This is a genomic window from Nonomuraea sp. NPDC026600 (genome assembly GCF_040638335.1).
In the GTDB taxonomy this organism is placed as follows: Bacteria; Actinomycetota; Actinomycetes; order Streptosporangiales; family Streptosporangiaceae; genus Nonomuraea.
Genome location: NZ_JBEZYD010000054.1, coordinates 43,714 through 62,164, shown reverse-complemented (window position 1 = coordinate 62,164; position 18,451 = coordinate 43,714). Strand labels below are relative to the sequence as shown.

Genomic DNA, 18,451 nt, shown 5'->3' with positions numbered 1-18,451 from the left:
GCCCGCCATCAGACAGCCCCAGAGCGGCATCGCCCCGGCCAGCCATCTCGCTGGCTTGACGGGCACCAGGAGGCGGCTCATCATCTGTCCGGCCATCAGCGATCCGCTGGTCCTGGCCGCTCCTCGCGCGGCCGTACCACTGCGACCGGACATGCGGCGTGGTATAGCACGCCGTGACTGACCGAGCCAAGCACTGCGGAGGCGAACCCGCCCAGTCCGCGCGAGCCCACCACGAGCAGGTCGGCCGAGGCCGAGGCCTTTGCTAGAGCGGACACGGGATGCTCGCACACCTGCTCGTCGGTGATCTCGATGTCGCGGTTCTCGTCGCGCCAGGAGAGCACGCGCTCGCGGGCCGCCCGGACTTCTTGCTCGAAGGTCTCCTCAAGCAGGCTGCCGTAGCCGACGGTGTAGGAGGTGAGGACGGGCATGTTCCAGGCGTAGACGACATGCAGTCGCGCCTCGCGGGCACGAGCCTGTTCGATGGCGTACTCCATGGCCGCCCGAGAGTGCCCGGAGCCGTCATAGCCGACCACGACCTGGCCGTGCTGGACGACGGAGGGCCCACGCACGACAACGACGGGCCCGGCGGCGTGGCCTGCCATACCCAGGCCGACCGAGCCGAGCACCATTCCGGCGAACCCGCCGAGACCCCTGCTGCCCAGCACGATGCTGTCAGCCGCCGCTGCCTCGGCGACTAGTGATTCGATCACGTTTCCTGACAGCAGTTCGGTGCTCACCTCCATGTCCGGCGCCAAGGCGCGCGCTTTGTCGGCGGCGGCTTCCAGTGCCCCGGCGCAGTACTGCGTCTTTCCCATGCTGAACAGCAACTGCTCGCATACGTGCACGACACGCAGGGCCAGCTTCCGGCGCCGGGCATCGGCGGCGGCCCATTCCACTGCCGCTATGGCTGATGCGGACCCATCCGTGCCGGCCACGATCGGTCTGGCCATCAATCTCCTTCACGAAGTCGGATCCCTTCCACTTCCAGCCTTCCCCAACATCGCTCCATGCACCCTGCCGGATGGAGGTGGCCATGGGCCCCTACCTGCACAGATGGTGCGGGCAGCTGTCGAGACCGCTATCGCGGCCGGCATCCATTGTCTGGCCGACGTGAGCCCAGTAGCAGCCCGCGCGCTCCCATTGCCCCACGCGCCCCATCAGCGGTGAACGACCGTCTCCGGGTCTTACTCGGCGGAGCCTTCGGTGTTGCCGGGGGCGGCGGCGGTGACCTCGTTCAGCCGGTACAGCTCGACGGCTTTGTCGGGCGCGGAGCCGTCAAGCTCTCCACGCTCGGCCAGTTGGGTGAGCACTCGCAGCACGATGGAGGGTGCGTCGATGTGGAAGTGGCGGCGCAGCGCCCCGCGGGTGTCGGAGTGTCCGAAGCCGTCGGTGCCCAGGGAGGACCAGGGGGCGGGGACGAACGGTGCGATCTGGTCGGGCACCGCCCGCATCCAGTCGGACACGGCCGTGACCGGGCCCGGTTCGGTGGCCAGGCGGCTGGTGACATAAGGGATTTTGCGCGGTCGGCCGGGGTGGGCGAGGTTCCAGGCGTCGGCGGCGAGGGCTTCGCGGCGCAGTTCGGTCCATGAGGTCACTGACCAGACGTCGGCGCCGACGCCCCAGTCGTCGCGCAGCAGGCGTTGGGCCTGCAACGCCCATTGCACGGCGATGCCGGAGGCCAGGATCTGCGCTCGCGGCCCGTCGGTCTTCTCAGCTGGGCGGTAGCGGTGCATTCCAGCGAGGATGCCGTCGATGTCGACGTCGGCCGGCTGGGCCGGCTGGGCTATGGGTTCGTTGTAGAGGGTGAGGTAGTAGAAGACGTTCTGGTCCTCACCGTCGCGGGGTTCGCCGTACATCCGGCGCAGGCCGTCGCGGACGATGTGGCCGAGTTCGAAGGCGAAGGCGGCGTCGTAGGCGAGGCACGCGGGGTTGGTGGAGGCCAGCAGCAGCGAGTGGCCGTCCTCGTGTTGCAGGCCCTCGCCGTTCAGGGTGGTCCGGCCGGCGGTGGCGCCGAGCAGGAAGCCACGGGTCATCTGGTCGGCGGCCGCCCACAGGCCGTCGCCGGTGCGTTGGAAGCCGAACATGGAGTAGAAGATGTAGATCGGGATCATCGCTTCGCCGTGGGTGGCGTAGGAGGTGCCGGCCGCGGTCCACGACGCCGTAGAGCCGGCTTCGGTGATGCCCTCGTGCAGGAGGACACCCTTGGTGTCCTCCTGGTAGCTGAGCATCAGTTCCCGGTCCACGGCGAGGTAGGTGTGCCCGTGCGGGGAGTAGATCTTCGCGGTCGGGAAGAGCGCGTCCATGCCGAAGGTGCGGGCCTCGTCCGGGATGATCGGCACGAACCGGTGGCCGATGCCGGGGTCTTTCATCAGGTCCTTGAGCAGACGGACGAACGCCATCGTGGTGGCGACTTCCTGCCGGCCCGAGCCGCGTCCGGCGACCGCGTACGCCGTGGCGTCCGGCAGGGTCAGCAGGGGTCGGCGGGATGGGGTACGGGCGGGTAGATAGCCGCCCAGCGCACGGCGCCGCTCTCGCAGATACTCCAGTTCCGGCGCGTTCTCGCGCGGCCGGTGGTAGGGCGGCAGTTTCTCGTCAAGGGCCGAGTCGGGGATGTCGAGGTAGAGCCTGTCGCGAAAGGACCTGAGGTCGTCGAGGGTGAGTTTCTTCATCTGGTGGGTGGCGTTGCGGCCCTCGAAGTGCGAGCCGAGAGTCCAGCCTTTGATGGTCTTGGCAAGGATCACGGTCGGCTGACCGGTGTGCTCCACTGCCGCCTTGTAGGCCGCGTACAGCTTGCGGTAGTCGTGTCCGCCGCGCTTGAGTCCCCAGATCTCCTCATCGGACAGGTGCGCGACCATGGCAGCCGTGCGCGGGTCTCGGCCGAAGAAGTGCTCCCGGACGAACGCCCCGGACTCGGCCTTGTAGGTCTGGTAGTCCCCGTCCGGCGTGACGTTCATCAGGTTGACCAACGCGCCGTCGACGTCGGCCGCCAGCAGCGGGTCCCACTCGCGGCCCCAGATCACCTTGATGACGTTCCAGCCGGCGCCGCGGAAGAAGGCCTCCAGCTCCTGGATGATCTTGCCGTTGCCGCGTACCGGGCCGTCCAGGCGCTGCAGGTTGCAGTTGATGACGAACGTGAGGTTGTCGAGCTCCTCGCGGGCGGCCACGCCGATCGCGCCGAGCGCCTCGACCTCGTCCATCTCACCGTCGCCGAGAAACGCCCACACCCGCTGCCGGCTGGTGTCCTTGATTCCGCGGTGGTGCAGGTAGCGGTTGAACCTGGCTTGGTAGATCGCGTTGATGGCGCCCAGGCCCATCGAGACGGTGGGGAATTCCCAAAAGTCCGGCATCAGCCGGGGGTGGGGGTAGGACGGCAGGCCGCCGCCTGGGTGGGAGAGTTCCTGCCGGAATCCGTCGAGCTGATCTGCCGATAGCCGGTCCTCCAGGAAGGCCCGTGCGTACATGCCCGGCGAGGCGTGGCCCTGGAAGTAGATCTGGTCACCGCCGCCCTCAGCGCCGTGGCCGCGGAAGAAGTGGTTGAACCCCACCTCATACAGCGACGCGGCCGAGGCGTAGGTGGAGATGTGCCCGCCTACCCCGATGCCGGGCCGCTGCGCCCGGTGCACCATGATCGCGGCGTTCCACCGGATGTAGGCGCGGATGCGCCGTTCGATCTGCTCGTCGCCGGGAAACGGCGGCTCCAATTGCGGCGGGATGGTGTTGATGTAGTCGGTGCTGTGCAGGCTGGGCACCCCGACCTGCCGTTGCCGGGCGCGCTGCAGCATGCTGAGCATCAGGTACCGGGCCCGATTCGATCCGGCGTGGTCCACTACCGCGTCGAAGGACTCCAGCCACTCCTGCGTTTCGGCGGGGTCCAGGTCGAGAAGCTGGCTGGGCAGCCCGTCGCTGATCAGCGGCTGGCGCTGCATTTCTGAGGTCATGACGTCGGCCCTTTCTCTTAAGCGTTGGCCTTGCGACGTCCACCGGCACTGATGCACACAACACCGGCCCGGACGGGGGCTGGTCTGCTCCGCTCATGCTGCGAGCCGGCGAAGCGCAGCCGGACCGGCGCCCGTGCGACGAACGTGCGGCGCCGAAAAGGCGCCGGGCAGTCTTTGACGCGGCCCGGGTGCCAGGCCGCGATGCCGTGGCCTGAGCCTGCGGCGGGTGCGGGCGACAAACCGGCCCGGCCGGTCGGTGACCTGTCGGCGTCGCCTGGCAGGCGATCATGGCAGGAGCCGATCAGTAAGCAGGATGCCGAGGGCGGGCAGGAGCACGATCTTGGCGCATTCAGCGGCGATGTAGGCCAGGTGGTGGTGCGATCGCGGTGGACTCTGCCCCTGGATGAGGTGTCGCGCTCGGCGATCCAGAGGGGGCCGCAGAACCGCCACCTGGATGACCAGCAGCGTCCAGAGCGCGATCAGCACCGTCGTCACGGTGCCACCGAGGTTGACCTTGCTGGCGTTGCTGGCGTTGCTCGCGAGCAGCGCCAGGGTGAGTGTGACGGCCAAGGCGAGTTCCACGACGTTGAGGGCCCGGAAGACCAACCGGCCGATGCCCAGCCCGAGCGGCACGGTGATGCCGGGCGCGCGGAACTTCAGCGGGGTTTCCAGGAACGAGATCGCCAGCACCATGCCCAGCCAGAGGAACGGGACGGCGATCTGCGCCACGGCGGCAAGATGGGTGTTCACGGCTGACTCCCGAGGTCGGGCGGTGGTGGAGCCTGCTGGCCGTGGACCGGCCCGGCCGCAGGGGTGATCTGTGCCAGGCACAGGTGAGGCTGGACGAAGGGCTGCAGACTAACCGTCGTGGGTGGGGCCTCGACGTCGGCCAGGGCCCGGCGGAGCATGCCCAGGTGGATCGAGCAGACCACCTCCGGATGCGTCGCGGCGATGGCGCGAAACGGGCAGGCATGCAGGCGGATCTGCATGCTGTCCCCGTCGTGGCCGAGTTCGGGGTCGAAGCCGAGCTCGGCGAACACGGCGTTCACATGGACCGCCGCCTCACCTAGCGTCGCCGGGGCGGTTGCCGGCGCGGGGAGGAGTTCGCGTTGTCCGCTCCAGGCCCAGCCGGCCTGTTCGGCCCGTTGCGCGCGTTCGTCGCGGTCGCCGACCCATTGCGCGACAAGGAGCGCGGACAGCAGCTCGTAGCCGGTGTGCCCGCTGGGTGCGATGGCGCGGCTGGCCGGGCTGTAGAGCCGTCGCGGGCGTCCTCGTGTCCCGGACTGGCCGGCCTGGCTTCGCACCAGGCCCGCATCGATGAGGACGTCGAGATGGAAGCGGATGGTGGTGACGTGCAGGTCGCACGCCGCGGCCAGCTCACGCACATCCAACGGGCCATCGCTGGCCCGCAACACATCCAGCAGCCGCAGCCGGCTGGCGACGGCGAGTGCGCCGTGCGTCTGGGTTCGCTCGCCCGCTCGCTTGTTGTCCACCCCACCACTCTATTAAAAATGATGCTGATAGTCTAAAAACGGTCGCTGGTGCGATGCCCGGCGAGGAGGAGGCCGATATGACCTATGTGATCGCGGAGCCGTGTATCGATGTCGTCGACCGGGCTTGCGTCGAGGAGTGTCCGGTCGATTGCATCTATGAGGGGGCTCGGGCGCTGTACATCCACCCCGATGAGTGCGTGGACTGCGGCGCGTGCGAGCCGGTCTGCCCGGTAGAGGCGATCTTTTACGAGGACGACGTGCCGACGGCCTGGTCGGAATTCATCGCCGACAACGCCAGATTCTTCACCGAAGCGCTGCCTGGCGCGGTCGCGGCGCTGGGTTCGCCGGGCGGGGCGGCCAAGCTCGGCCGAGCGGGAGTGGATACCCCGCTGGTCACCGGTCACCCGAGCCACACCTGAGGGCGGCTTCACCGCGCGCACCCGGGTAGGGCATCGGCTGCGAGTGTCGCCGCTTCGCCGCAGCTCCTGCATGCTGACGAGACTTCAAGATGAAGGTGGGATGAGATGCCACGCGTGGCCATCAACGGACTGGGCCGCATCGGCCGGGCAGCGTTGAAGATCCTCCTGGACGGCGACGGGCTCGACCTCGTCGTGGTCAACGACATCGCCGACGTCGACAACCTGGCCTACCTGCTCAGATACGACACTGTCTACGGCCGCTACCACCGCAAGGTCGACGCCGTGGACGGAGCGCTGCTCATCGACGACCGGCGGATCCCGGCGTTCGCCGAACATCACCCGGCGTACCTGCCGTGGGCTGACTTCGGCGTGGACCTGGTGCTGGAATGCACCGGTGTCTTCAAGACCGAGGACGACCTGAAAAAGCACCTTCGGGCCGGCGCCTCGTACGTGATCCTTTCCGCGCCGACAACCGCGGAGAGCGTGCCCACGGTGGTCCACGGTGTGAACCACCCCGACGGTGAACCGCAGATCATTTCCTGCGCCAGCTGCACCACCAACTGCATCACCCCGGTCATCGAGGTCGCCCACCGGCACATCGGGGTCCAACGGGCGGTGATGACGACCATCCACGCCTACACCGCCAGCCAGCAACTCGTCGACGGCCCGAGCAAGAGTTTGCGGCGCGGCCGGGCCGCAGCGGCCAACCTGGTACCCACCTCGACCGGAGCGGCACGAGCCACCACCCGTGCCGTCCCCGAACTGGCCGGCAGGTTCGACGGGATCGCGGTGCGCGCCCCCATCCCGGTGGGGTCGATCGCCGACATCGTGTTCGTCGCCAACCGGCCCACCACCGTCGAGGAGGTCAACGACGCCTACCGGCAGGAGGCCACCTCCGGCCGCTACCAGGGCATTCTCGGTGTCTCGGAGGATCCGCTGGTTTCCGCCGACATCGTCGGCGACCCCCGTGCGGCCGTCATCGACCTCGACCTGACCCGGGTCGTGGACGCCACCCTGGTCAAGGTGATGGCCTGGTACGACAACGAATGGGGATTCACCCACCAGATGATCCGCGAGGCTCGCACCACGCTTGGCGTGGCCGCAACCTGATGCCTTGCTTCAAGGACGGTTGCGGCGCTTTCGTTCCGGACCCGCAAACCGCGGTCCTCGGCGATAAGCCGGCCGGTAACCGGAGACGCCGCAGCCCAGTGGCGCCGCACCAGGGTGAGAGACGATTCACGTTGCAGTGCGGCGACGCCCAAGAAACGCCAGAGGCGGTCCCACGCCTCATGTCAGTAATCGAACCCGGAGGCAAGGACGGCATGCAGAAAGTCTCGCTCACAGCTCTGGCCCGCCAACAAGCCGACCGGGCAGCCACGGCCGGTGGCGGTCATGCCGCCGACACCGTCTACGGCGGCCACGAGAAGGTGCTCCGTCAGACGGTCATCGGCATGAGCCAAGGCGCGAGCCTCGCCGAGCACGAGAACCCCGGCGAGGCCACGGTGCAGGTGCTCCACGGCCGTGTCCGCATGATCGCCGGTAGGCAGTCGTGGGAGGCGCGCACCGGAGACCTGCTCATCGTGCCCGACACCCGCCACAGTCTCGAGGCGTTGGAGGACTCCGCGGTCCTGTTGACCGTTGCCAAGCTGCTCTGATCCGATGGTGTCGCGGCGACCCGGCAGGCCGGGCGAAACGCCCTCGCACCGGTGCCGCGGCGTCGTGCGGGCTGAGGCGGGCCGGCTCAACCGCGGCCACCACGCCCAGGTCATGTCCCGGTCATCCTAGGAGGCACCACGGCGTATGCATGATCATGGTCGTCGCGCCGACAAACGGCTGCGGCCGGGTGGCCGATGCCCGTCCGGGGCGGACCTTGATCGACTCGTTGAGCGGCACGGGTCGCGTTCAACTGACTCCAGCCGTATGGGTTGCTCGCTGTCCAGGCTAGGCCGACGTGGGCAAGGGTTGTTCCGGCCAGTTGAGGACCTTGGCGCCGAGCACCGCCGCTTGCAGGGTGAAGCGGTGAGCAGGGTCGGCCGGGTTGTAGCCGGTCAGTGTCTTGACCCGGTTCAGCCGGTAGGTGACGGTGCGCACCGACACGTGCAGCCGCTTGGCCGATTCGGTGGCCACTTCTCCGGTGTCGAAGTAGGCCTCCAGGGTGGTCAGGAGCGGCTGGGCGCCACCGCGGGCCTGCAGCAGTGGGCTGAGCACGGCGTGTACCAGGTCGACGATGGCGGGTTGGTCGCGTAGCAGAACCCGGTAGATGAGCAGGTCGTGGGCGTTGACGACCGGGCTGTCGACATGCAACCGGCCGGCCATGGTGAGCGCTTCGCGGGCTTCTTCGTAGGAGCGGGCGATGCCGTACAGGCCCGGATAGGCACGGCCGACAGCGACCCGCCAAGGGCGCCCGCGCGGTAGGCGGCTGAGTTCGCGGTGCATGAGCCGCCCGAGATCGTCTGCGGGATCGGCGGTGGGCGCTACCCGGCCGGCCAGGGCGGGGTCGGCGGGTGCCAGCACGACGAGGAGACCGTCCTTGGTCGCGACGAGCACGTCCCGGTCACCGAGCCGGTCGAACACGACCGCCTCCAGGGCGCTGATCGCCGCGTCGGCATCGGGCAGCCGCCGGCTCGGCGCGGCGAGGGCGACCTGGTGGACGCGGGCGAGGTCGAGCCCGAACGGCTCGGCGCGTCCCACCAAGGCGCCCAGGTCGGAGTCGCCGCGCAGGAGGTCGTCGATCAGCTCGCGGCGCAGCGTCTCTTCCCGGCGGACCAGGTCGCGGCGCGCCTCCGCGTAGCCTTCGGCGAGCCTGGCGACCGCGACGTCGACGACGTGCAGCACCGCGGTGGTGGCGGCGCGCACCTCCTCACGGTCGCGGGAGCGCACCGCCATCGGCAGGTCCTGCCACAGCCGCCGCGCCGCCGACAGGTACAGCTGAACCACCCGCCCGGCGGAGATGCCCTGTTCCGCGGCCCGCCGGCCGAGCAGACCCACCGCCTCCAGCTCGCCGCCCTTGGGCCGGCGTCCGTGGACGGCGGCGTCGGCCAGCAGCGGCAGGTACTCACCGAGCAACTCCACCGGCACACCCCCAGCATCCCGACTGGCCCCCTCGGCAACACCGACAAGCCACGCGTCATCCGGCTCAGATTCCGACGGTGAGCGCTCGCCGCGCCCCCGGGTGCTGTCGGCCATGCCCACCTCCGTACCCGCCTCGCCTCCCGAACCACGGACGCCTTCGATGCACCGTGTACGGCGCCCGGCCGCAGCGGCGGGAAACCTCACCGGCTGGCTAGGCCGGCCCTGGTGGTCGACGGGTCCGATGATGGTGACGGGCGCCTCCTTCGCCAGCCGGTCCTTGCCGGACGTCGGCAGTTTAGACCTGGCCGTGCCTATCCGCCTGGCACCTGCCCGCTACCGCGGGACGCAACCATCACGAATGACGTGTCCGAGAAACCCACAACGGCCCATCTTTGAAAGCCTCACTCGTGCCGGCTGCCGGAGCCGTCGCCTCTGTTCGTCATCCGCGGCGTCGTCGATGTCCATGCCCGGCACCGTCCCGCAGCCGCCGTCTTCCAACCTTGATCGCGGCACACGGCATCAATCCCATGGCGAGTGGCCGGCCGGCGAGCCCACGCCGCCACCGACCTGACGAAACGCCTGCGACAGCCCACCACGATAGACGGAGGCGACCAGCGTCGCCGCTGTCGACGTGACCAGAGAGGGGCAGGTCGCGGTCGGCGGACGGCGTTGACCATAGCGCCTACCGGGGCACGCAGCTGCCGGGCCGACCTGCTGGAACGATCGCTGATCACCGGTGTCTTCATCATATTGACGGGCGCAGGCACGAGGTGTCCGGCGACGGCGTGCGGTCCTCGTTGGCCAGATGAGCGCGGTGACGTTGTGATTGCCGACGGTCGGCAACCAGGCCTCTGGCATGTTGGCCGGTGGCACCCCCTGCCTTCCGCCTCATGACGACGTAGGTTGGTAGTAGAAGGTGATGCCGGATCGAGCGAGGAGGCAGGCCATGGCGGCCTGCCGGGATCCCGCCGCCGCGGCTGCCCAATCTCATTGGCCCGCACCCGGCGCCAGCGCACCCATTGCGACCCGCGGCGTGGACATCTACCGCGCCTGCCATCGCCAACCTTGAGAAAGGAGCCAGTTACGTGACCAGCACTGTGCACGATCCGACTGTGCACGATCCGATCGAGGAGCTGCGTACCACGTTGGAGGAGCAGTTCCAGCGGCACAGCGACCAGCTCGCACACCTTACCGTGTGCGGCCGGCAGCCCGACCGCGGCGGCTTCGACGACGACATCCTCGAAGCGCTGATCGCCTCCTCCCGCCAGGTGGTGGCCGACACCGCGCAGGCGTTGCGGCGCATGGCTGAGGGCAGCTACGGGATCTGCGAACGTTGCGCCACCGACATCCCGCCGCAACGGTTGGAAATCCTGCCGCACGCCCGGTTCTGCGTGCCGTGCCAGCGCAAGCTGACCGGCTGACCGGCCGGCAGCTGGCCGGGATGCACCGGCGCGAACTCGGCAACAACTGCACTGAACGGAGGCCACCGATGCGTTTCTCATCGACCCGATACTCGGTCGGCGACCGGGTCGTCACGCTGACCCCTGTCGGCGAGATCGATCTGCTCACCGCCGGTGCGCTGCGAGTCGCCATCGAGGACACACTGCAGGCACCAGGCCCGGTCGACGTCGTCGTCGACCTGGCCACGGTGACGTTCCTCGATTGTGCGGGAATCGGCGCCCTGGTGGCCGGCCATAACATCGCCATCCGGCGTGGACGCGGCTACACGGTGGTCAATCCGCAGCGGCGCGTGCGCCGGGTCCTGGAGCTTGCCGGTGTTTTGGAGGAGCTCACGCACCTCCCGCAGCCGGCACCGTCGACCAGTCGGCCGGCACGATCACCGCAGCTCGGGCGGCGCCGACTCGACCAGTGGGCAGAGCTGGCATCACCTGCAGCCGCGGAGCTGAGTCGTGTTCGAGTGGCCGGCGCTCGCCGATGGCCGGCTGCCACACGTGCGACGATCGCCGCACGGCCGCAGCAAGCAAACCATCCACGGTGGACGCGGGCACCGCCTGTCGAACTCTGCACCTGTTGCGCGGTCAGATAAGGCTGGCCGGCGACGGCGCCACCTCATCCGGCTCAGCCGGAAAGCTGCTGATCGTGCTTGGCGCGTGGCACACGCCGCAGGCCGGGAATAACGCGGCCCCGCTCTTGACCATCGCCAAGCCATCGCCGCTCAGCGATCCGGGCACGTAACTCCTCACGCAGGTGCAGGCGCCGAGATCACCATCCACAGCCGGACCCGCAACGCTCGTTCCTGAACCCGGCATCGACTGATCTGGCCGACCGCCAGATCACCCAGCTGCGGCAGCCGCCGTCGCTCACACTCCGAAGGGGACCGAGAGCATGACCATCAACCCGGCTGCTGTGATCGTCGTGGGAGTCGATGGCTCTCCACAGAGCCTGTCCGCGGTGGACTGGGCAGCCCGAGAAGCGGCCGCCCGGCAGTGTCGGCTGCGGATCGTGCACGCGTTCCTGTGGCCATTGATGGGCGTATCACTGGAACCGCCGGTGATGGGCCCGCCCGACGCCGGGCTCCAGCAGGAAGCCGAACAACTCCTGCGCACCGCCACCGACCGAGCCCGCCAGATCGCCCCCGCCCTGGACATCAGCACCGATCTTCCGGTGTGCGCCCCCGCCGCGGCGTTGATCGACGCCTCCCGCGAGGCTGCCCTGGTGGTGGTCGGTCACCGCGGCCTGGGTGGGTTCACCGGACTGCTCGTCGGGTCCGTCGGCGTCCAGACCGCCGCGCACGCCGCCTGCCCCGTCGTCGTCGTGCGTGACAGCCCATCCGGCGCCCCCGATGAAGCCGGTCCGGCTACCGGTCAGGTGGTGGTCGGCGTGGATGGCTCGGACCTGTCGGATCTGGCCGTCGACTTCGCCTTCGCGTACGCGGCGCTGCACCGCCTGGGTGTTGTCGCCGTGCATGCCTACCAGTGGCGGATCGGGAGCTACTACACGGATTACTTGTACCAATGGCCGACCCGGCTGCTTGCCGAAGCCGTGGCCGAATGCCGCGAGAAGTACCCCGATGTTCCGGTACAGCAGAAGGCCGTGCAGGGTGAGTCCGCCGATGTCCTGGTCGCCGAATCCGCGGGTGCCGCCCTGAGCGTCGTAGGATCCCGTGGCCGCGGCGGCTTCACCGGCCTGCTGCTCGGCTCCACCAGCCAGCGCGTGTTGCACCACGCGACCGGCACAGTGGCCATCGTCCGTGCCCAAGCCACCCATGGCGGCGACACGACCCGACCTCGGCAGGGCGTGTCGGACGCTCCGGAACCTGCGCACATAGCCACCAGTCCCACCGCACGGGCAGCGTCCCGACCAACCGTCGCCACGCAACCCGCAGCGCGAGAGCGGACCGGCGCCGAGGCAGCGGACACGAGCGCACCGCCGGTGTCGTCATTCGCCAAGTCGCTGTTCACGGGCCGGCTGCCGGCCGCGATGGTGATGCCGTATCCGCGGCTGGCCCGTGACGAGCAGCGCCGCGTCGACAACCTGATCGGCGACGCCCGGGACTTCCTGGACACGCACTACGACCCTATCAAGGTCGAGCGGGAACGGTGGGTGGGCGACGACGTTGTGCGCGGGCTCGGCGAACGCGGCCTGCTCGGCCTGTATGTGGCGCCCGAGTACGGCGGGCAGGGCCTGTCGCAGACCGGCTACTGCCGGGTGATGGAGGAATTCGGCGGCTACGACGGCAGCCTGTCGGTGGTCATGGGGGTGCACCAGTCGATCGGGATGAAACCGATCCACCTGTTCGGATCCGACGAGCAAAAGGCCCGATTCCTGCCCGATCTGGCCGCCGGCCGCAAGCTTGCCGGGTTCGCGTTGACCGAGCCCGGCGCCGGCTCCGACATTCGCGGCATCACCGCCTACGCCGAGCGGCGGGCAGACGGCTCCTATGTCCTCAACGGTGAGAAACGGTGGATCGGCAACGGCGGCAAAGACGTCGTGTGTGTCTTCGCCCGCGCTGAGACCGGTCACGTGGCTCTCATCGTCGAGAAAGGCATGCCGGGCTTCGACGCCCCGGACCGCTACGACACCCTGGGGCTGCTCGGCAACGACCTGCGCCGGCTCACGTTCCGCGATGTACGGGTGCCCAAGGAGAACGTCCTAGGCGAACCCGGAGACGGCCTGCGGGTCGCCATGCACACCCTCAACAACGGGCGCATGTCGCTGGGTACCGGCGTCGTCGGCGCCACCAAACGCCTCATCGACCTGGCCATCGACCACACCACCCGACGCGAGCAGTTCGGCCGGCCCTTGGCCGAGTTCGAACTGGTCGAAGACAAGATCAGCTGGATGGTGTCCTACCTGTACGGTTTCGAGTCGATGGCCTATCTGACCACCGGTCTCGTCGATGCCGGCGTGCCGGACTACTCTGTCGAGTCGGCCATGGCCAAGATCGCCGGTAGCGAGTTTCACTGGTACGCCGTCAACCGGGTTTTTCAACTCCTCGGCGGTCAGGCGTACATGGCCGACTCGCCGGCGGCCAAGGCGCTGCGCGACAGCCGCGTCTTTTCGATCTTCGAAGGCGCCAACGATGTGCTGCGCGCCTTCGTCGCGCTCGCCGGCCTCAAAACCGTCGCCGACGAGGTCGCCGACCTGCGCCACCTGAACCTCACCGACCCGATCGGCAGCATCGGCATCCTCGCCGACTACGCCGGTCAGCGTCTGCGGCGCCGGGTACGACCCGACCGGCTCGACACCGCCCACCCCACGCTCGGCCGCCACGCCGATCGGGTCGCCGGCCAGGTCGGGCAGCTTCGTGCCACCGCCGAGAAACTGCTGCGCATCCATGGCCCCGACATCCAATTCCGGCAGCGCCAGCAGAAACGCCTTGCCCACGCCGCGATCGACATCTACGCGCAGATCGCCACCATCTCCCGTACCAGCGCCCTATTCGACGACCAGGGCGTCCAAGCGTCCGGACAGGAACGCTACATCGCCACCACCTTCTGCGACCGCGCGGGCGGCCGGGTCGCCGAGCAGTTCGACCGCGTCGATGACAACGACGACGAACAGACCCACGCCATCGCTCGACTGGCCCACAATCGCGGCGGCTATACGCTCCGACTGCCGTGAAGGCCCACCCGAAGGCGACGTCAGACCCACCGCCCTGGCCGGTGTGCCTCCTGCGCAGTTCGGTAAGCCAGCAGGTCGCCACCCATGCGATGGGAACCGTCGTCCGCGGCCTTCGCCGACGCCCTGGGCGCTCCGATCATGGTCGGCGTCGACCGCTGACCATCGGCGCAACGGACGCTGGAGCTGGCATTCGAGCAGGCGCAGCGCGGCGACTGCCCACTCACCGCGGTTCCCAGGTGCACCGACCCGATCCCAGCCCGCGGTGTCGACGTACCGGCGCTGCTGCATGGCCGCAACGCCGTGCGCGATGCCGTAGCCGAGGGACTCGATGCGGCGCCGGCGCCGTGGTGACCCGAATGCTGGGCGTTGTAGCGTGGAAGGGACCCGTAGTCCAGAGCAAGCCTTTCGCGATTGCGAGGGAAGATCGGGGGCGGCATGCGACCGGGTTCTGCGTCCGGCTCTGACCGTTGGGAATCCGCCGCGGACAGCAGCCCTGTCCAGCCGGGAGATGCCCAGCGGGCCTCCCTTCCAGAGGCCGCCCCCCGAGTGCAGTTGGCATCGGTGGTGATGTTCGTCCGCGATCTGGACGTCAGCGTGGATTTCTACCGTGAGCTCCTGGGGATGGAGGTCACGGTCCGCAGTACCACTGCGGCCCTGCTGGTCAGCGCGGACAACCTCCAGGTTTACCTTCGCGCAATGGGTAGCGATGCCTCCCGCGCGCTGGGCACCGTCGGCATTCAGTACGTGATCTGGACTGCGGCTGACGAGCAGGATCTGCGGCGCTGTGAGCAGTTCCTCAAAGACGCAAAAGCCCATGTCCACACGCGGACGGGTGACGGCTTCACGCTGGTTGAGGGCAGTGATCCGAGCGGCGTGCCGGTGATGGTGGCCTATCCTGGCCCGGACCTGGCGGTGCGGCGTAAGATCATGACGCGGATCTATGCGTGGTGAGGACATGCCTGTCCTAGCGTATTCGCGCTGAGCGCCGAGCCGTCGACCGATTCGGTCGACCGCCGGCCGTGTTCGGACTGGCGTCGGCCACGATCGCATCAGCCGCCACGGGACCGGCCGTGCAACTAGTTTCCGGCCAGATGGCCGCTTAGGCGATCGTGGCGGCCGGAGCATCTCACCGAACCAGACGCTGGCCTTTTCGGCGGTTTCTGTCACGGAGGCCGGAGTCGCTGGCGGCGCCCGGATGAAGGATCCGGGCCATGCGGCCGAGGATGTGAATTGCTGGACGAATCATAGACCGGACAGGGTCGTATGGCCGCTGAGCTGGGACATGTCGTACATGTGGCTGTTGACCTCAAGGACCCTCGTCGTTCGCCAGACCACCATGTACGTCTGCGAACGGTAGTGCGGCCTTGAACAAACAACGTAGAGGGCGGCGGCCCACTCGACCTCGACTTAACAACAGCACCCTTACGGCGCCTATGGGAGGGGTGATCTCGTGACCGAGACCCTCTACCAACCGATCACACCTGAGCAACCCGCGCCGGGTATTCATGAGGCGTTCGAGAACTTCAGCCGGGCCGTGATCACCGACGGAGCGCTGGGCGAGCAACTGATCGCAGTGGCGGTCGCTCAACGTCATGCAGTGCCCCTACTGCAACGATCGGCACACCCGTCTTGCCCGCCGCAGAGGGCCAGTCCGGAGGAGATCATGGAGGCGATATGCGTGGCTGCGGAGATGCATGCACGCCACCCTTGCCCTGCACGCGATGGGCGAAGCAGCGTCAGATCAGGACTGATGAGCGCCGCAAGCCCTGCGGGCGCGCGACGCGCGCGGATCAATGTTGTGAGGAGGTGGTCCAGGTGAGCGACCATACCGAGCACGTGGGGGTGCCGTCTGATGTCACCGAGTTGCCGGTGACGGTCTCTGGGGCGATTGCCGAGGCGTGGGAGGCCGTCTGCCCCAGGCAGATCGCTCCGGAGCAATGGCGGCGGTTCGAAGGCTATATGAAGGAGATCTTCACCGCGATGGGCATGCCGGTCGGGTCATCGTCCACGGTGGACACACCACGCCGTTTCCTGCGCGCGATCTTCGATGCGACCAGCGGGTTCGAGGGCGATGAAAAGCTGGTCACCGCGTTTCCGACCGAATGCCACGGCGGCTCGGACTGTCGTATCAGTCAGGTGGTGGAGGGACCGATTCCGTTTTTCTCCCTGTGTGAGCATCACAGCCTGCCGTTCTTCGGCAGGGCCTACATCGGCTACATCGCGCATGAGCACATCCTGGGTCTTTCCAAGTTGACCAGGCTGGTGCGACTGTTCGCGCGCCGGTTCTCCGTGCAGGAGCGGATCGGCCAGCAACTCGCGAACGCGCTGGAGCGCATCTTGGCCCCGCATGGTGTGGCGGTGCACCTGGAGGCGGTGCACCTGTGCACGCAGATGCGCGGCGTGCGGGAGATCGAATCCAGCACTCGCACCACCTACTGGCGCGGTAACTACGACGCCGATGCGCAGTTGCGCGCCGAGTTCATCGGGCTGTGCGGTCCCCGAGGTTGACCGGGTATGGCAACGCACAGCGCCGGACATCCCGCCGGCCAGGCATCGGTGGAGTTGCTGAACCTGCTGTATGAGCAGGCCGGGCTGCCGCCTGGAGGCCTGCCCTCGGCGCTCGCCACGGCTTACGGCGGGGATCTGGGATTCACCGAGCCGTGCGTGTACGCCAATTTCGTCGCCTCACTGGATGGAGTGGTCGCTCTCGGCCCGCAGTACCCTTCTTCCGGTTCGGCGATCAGCGGCGGCGAACCGACGGACCGGTTCGTCATGGGGCTGCTGCGCGCCTTCGCCGATGTTGTGGTCATCGGTGCCGGAACCCTGCGGGCCAGCCCGGGCCATCGGTGGACGCCTGAGCACGTCTACCCGGCGGCCGCCGCCGACTTCGCGAATGTGCGAGGCAGCCGAGGGCGTACCGCCGGTCCTGAGCTGGCTGTGGTCACGGCCAGCGGGGACGTGCCGACCGGCCATCCTGGGCTCGAAGCCGGTGCGCTCATCCTCACCACGAAGGCCGGGGCCCGGCTGCTTGACGAGCGTCTTTCGGCAACCTGCACCGTCGTCGTTCTGGGCGAAGGCCCGGTCCTGCGGATGGCGGATGTGCTGCGGACCATCCGTGATCGCGGGCACACCATGGTGTTGAGTGAGGGCGGCCCGCGCCTTTTCGGGCACCTGGTCCGCGACCGCCTGGCCGATGAACTCTTCCTCACCCTTTCCCCGGTGATCGCCGGCCGCGCTGACACCTCGCGTCCCGGCCTGGTCACCGGGTCGGAGCTGCTCCCCAGCAGACGGGAGAGCGCCGAACTGGTCAGCGTCCGCCGGGACGCGTCGTACCTGTTCCTCCGCTACCGGCTTCACCACAGTGAGCAACTGGGGAGCAGACCGTGACGGTCGGCCCGCTCACGGGCGGTGCGGACTTCACGGGCACGGCCGCCGAGCATGTCGTGACGGAGGTGCCGACCTTCGGGCCCGAGGTGAGTGTGGGAGATGCCCGCGCGCGGATGCTGGGTCGCCGCTTCGACTGCGCCTGCGACATCGTGGTGGTCGACGAGCAGGGCAGGCTCCAGGGGCTGGTCAGCATCGAGCGGCTTCTTGCCGCCGGCGATGCCGTCACCGTAGGCGAGCTCGCCGATCATGACCCGCCTACCGTGACCCCGGGCGTGGATCAGGAGATCGCCGCATGGCGGGCCGTCCAGCACGCAGAAAGCAGCCTCGCGATGGTCGGCCCCGACGGACGCTTCCACGGGCTGATCCCCCCGCGCCGGCTGCTCCGTGTCCTGCTCGAGGAACACGATGAGGACATGGCCAGGCTCGGCGGCTACCTCAAGGGCTCCGCCACCGCCCGCACCGCCGCAGAAGAGCCAGTGCGTCGGCGATTCGCCCACCGGATCCCCTGGCTGCTGCTCGGACTCCTCGGCGCGATGCTGTCAGCCGGCATCGTAGCCTCGTTCGAGGAACAGCTGGCCGCCAACGTCACCCTCGCCTTCTTCCTGCCCGGCGTCGTCTACATGGCCGACGCGGTGGGCACGCAAACCGAAGCGGTGGTAGTACGGGGACTCTCCGTCGGAGTCTCCATCCGCCGCCTTGTTCGCGGAGAGGCCATCACCGGCCTCATCATCGGCGCCGCCATGGCCGTCGCCTTCCTTCCGTTCGCCCTCCTGTACGGCGACACCCAGGTGGCCCTCACCGCCTCCATCTCCCTCTTCGCCGCCTGCTCAGTAGCTTCGGTGCTCGCCATGGCTCTGCCGTGGCTGCTCAACCGGCTCGGCCAGGATCCGGCGTTCGGCTCGGGACCGCTGGCCACGGTCGTACAGGACCTGGTGTCCATCGCGGTGTATCTGCTCACCTCGCTGATCATCGTCAGCTGACGTCTCCCACCTGGGCGGGAAAAGAATCATCCTGGCCTTGCCCATCCGGCGGAACAGACTGTGGTGGAGCCCCGAGA

15 protein-coding genes are annotated in these 18,451 nt (G+C 68.4%); 10 read left to right on the top strand and 5 right to left on the bottom strand.

Annotated features, from left to right (window positions below):
* Window positions 1–95: 95 nt before the first annotated feature.
* From AB0F17_RS60195 to AB0F17_RS60180, 4 genes are all read right to left on the bottom strand, one after another.
* A complete protein-coding gene (locus tag AB0F17_RS60195) occupies window positions 96–950 on the bottom strand; it encodes a universal stress protein (RefSeq protein WP_358044548.1) in 855 nt (284 codons plus the stop codon).
* A gap of 234 nt (window positions 951–1,184) precedes the next feature.
* Window positions 1,185–3,938, bottom strand: coding sequence for a pyruvate dehydrogenase (acetyl-transferring), homodimeric type (aceE, locus tag AB0F17_RS60190; RefSeq protein ID WP_358044545.1), 2,754 nt, complete (start codon window positions 3,936–3,938; stop codon window positions 1,185–1,187).
* Window positions 3,939–4,223: 285 nt separating this feature from the next.
* Entirely contained in the window at window positions 4,224–4,688 is a 465-nt protein-coding gene (locus AB0F17_RS60185) for a hypothetical protein (RefSeq protein WP_358044543.1), read from the bottom strand.
* Window positions 4,685–5,431, bottom strand: a complete 747-nt coding sequence (locus tag AB0F17_RS60180) for a helix-turn-helix domain-containing protein (RefSeq protein WP_358044540.1) — start codon at window positions 5,429–5,431, stop codon at window positions 4,685–4,687. The genes AB0F17_RS60185 and AB0F17_RS60180 overlap by 4 nt, the downstream gene beginning before the upstream one ends.
* 77 nt (window positions 5,432–5,508) lie before the next feature.
* Here AB0F17_RS60180 and fdxA point away from each other — a divergent pair, with 77 nt between their 5' ends.
* The 3 genes from fdxA to AB0F17_RS60165 all read left to right on the top strand — a co-directional run bounded on the left by fdxA (window position 5,509) and on the right by AB0F17_RS60165 (window position 7,505).
* A complete protein-coding gene (fdxA, locus tag AB0F17_RS60175) occupies window positions 5,509–5,850 on the top strand; it encodes a ferredoxin (RefSeq protein WP_358044537.1) in 342 nt (113 codons plus the stop codon).
* Between the two features lie 105 nt (window positions 5,851–5,955).
* A complete protein-coding gene (gene gap, locus AB0F17_RS60170; protein WP_358044534.1) occupies window positions 5,956–6,960 on the top strand; it encodes a type I glyceraldehyde-3-phosphate dehydrogenase in 1,005 nt (334 codons plus the stop codon).
* Window positions 6,961–7,139: 179 nt separating this feature from the next.
* On the top strand, window positions 7,140–7,505 hold the full coding sequence (locus tag AB0F17_RS60165; protein ID WP_358044531.1) for a cupin domain-containing protein: 366 nt from the start codon (window positions 7,140–7,142) through the stop codon (window positions 7,503–7,505).
* Between the two features lie 286 nt (window positions 7,506–7,791).
* On the opposite strand, the gene AB0F17_RS60160 is transcribed toward AB0F17_RS60165, so the two are convergent.
* Entirely contained in the window at window positions 7,792–8,922 is a 1,131-nt protein-coding gene (locus AB0F17_RS60160) for a helix-turn-helix domain-containing protein (RefSeq protein ID WP_358044528.1), read from the bottom strand.
* A 1,085-nt stretch (window positions 8,923–10,007) separates the two neighbouring features.
* Between AB0F17_RS60160 and AB0F17_RS60155 the strand changes: the two genes are divergently transcribed.
* The 7 genes from AB0F17_RS60155 to AB0F17_RS60125 all read left to right on the top strand — a co-directional run bounded on the left by AB0F17_RS60155 (window position 10,008) and on the right by AB0F17_RS60125 (window position 18,374).
* Window positions 10,008–10,343, top strand: a complete 336-nt coding sequence (locus AB0F17_RS60155) for a TraR/DksA C4-type zinc finger protein (RefSeq protein WP_358044525.1) — start codon at window positions 10,008–10,010, stop codon at window positions 10,341–10,343.
* Window positions 10,344–10,363: 20 nt separating this feature from the next.
* Window positions 10,364–10,969 (top strand): STAS domain-containing protein, encoded by a 606-nt coding sequence (locus tag AB0F17_RS60150; protein ID WP_358044522.1) that lies wholly within the window; start codon window positions 10,364–10,366, stop codon window positions 10,967–10,969.
* Between the two features lie 299 nt (window positions 10,970–11,268).
* The gene (locus AB0F17_RS60145) at window positions 11,269–14,007 is read left to right on the top strand and encodes a universal stress protein (RefSeq protein WP_358044519.1); all 2,739 of its coding nucleotides are present in this window, start codon (window positions 11,269–11,271) and stop codon (window positions 14,005–14,007) included.
* A 561-nt stretch (window positions 14,008–14,568) separates the two neighbouring features.
* Complete coding sequence (locus AB0F17_RS60140; RefSeq protein WP_358044516.1) at window positions 14,569–14,958, top strand: VOC family protein; 390 nt, start codon at window positions 14,569–14,571, stop codon at window positions 14,956–14,958.
* A gap of 864 nt (window positions 14,959–15,822) precedes the next feature.
* A complete protein-coding gene (locus AB0F17_RS60135; RefSeq protein WP_358044513.1) occupies window positions 15,823–16,515 on the top strand; it encodes a GTP cyclohydrolase I in 693 nt (230 codons plus the stop codon).
* Window positions 16,516–16,521: 6 nt separating this feature from the next.
* Window positions 16,522–17,394, top strand: a complete 873-nt coding sequence (locus tag AB0F17_RS60130; RefSeq protein WP_358044510.1) for a dihydrofolate reductase family protein — start codon at window positions 16,522–16,524, stop codon at window positions 17,392–17,394.
* Window positions 17,391–18,374: a magnesium transporter gene (locus tag AB0F17_RS60125; protein ID WP_358044507.1), complete on the top strand. Its 984-nt coding sequence runs from the start codon at window positions 17,391–17,393 to the stop codon at window positions 18,372–18,374. The genes AB0F17_RS60130 and AB0F17_RS60125 overlap by 4 nt, the downstream gene beginning before the upstream one ends.
* The last annotated feature ends 77 nt before the right edge of the window (window positions 18,375–18,451 follow it).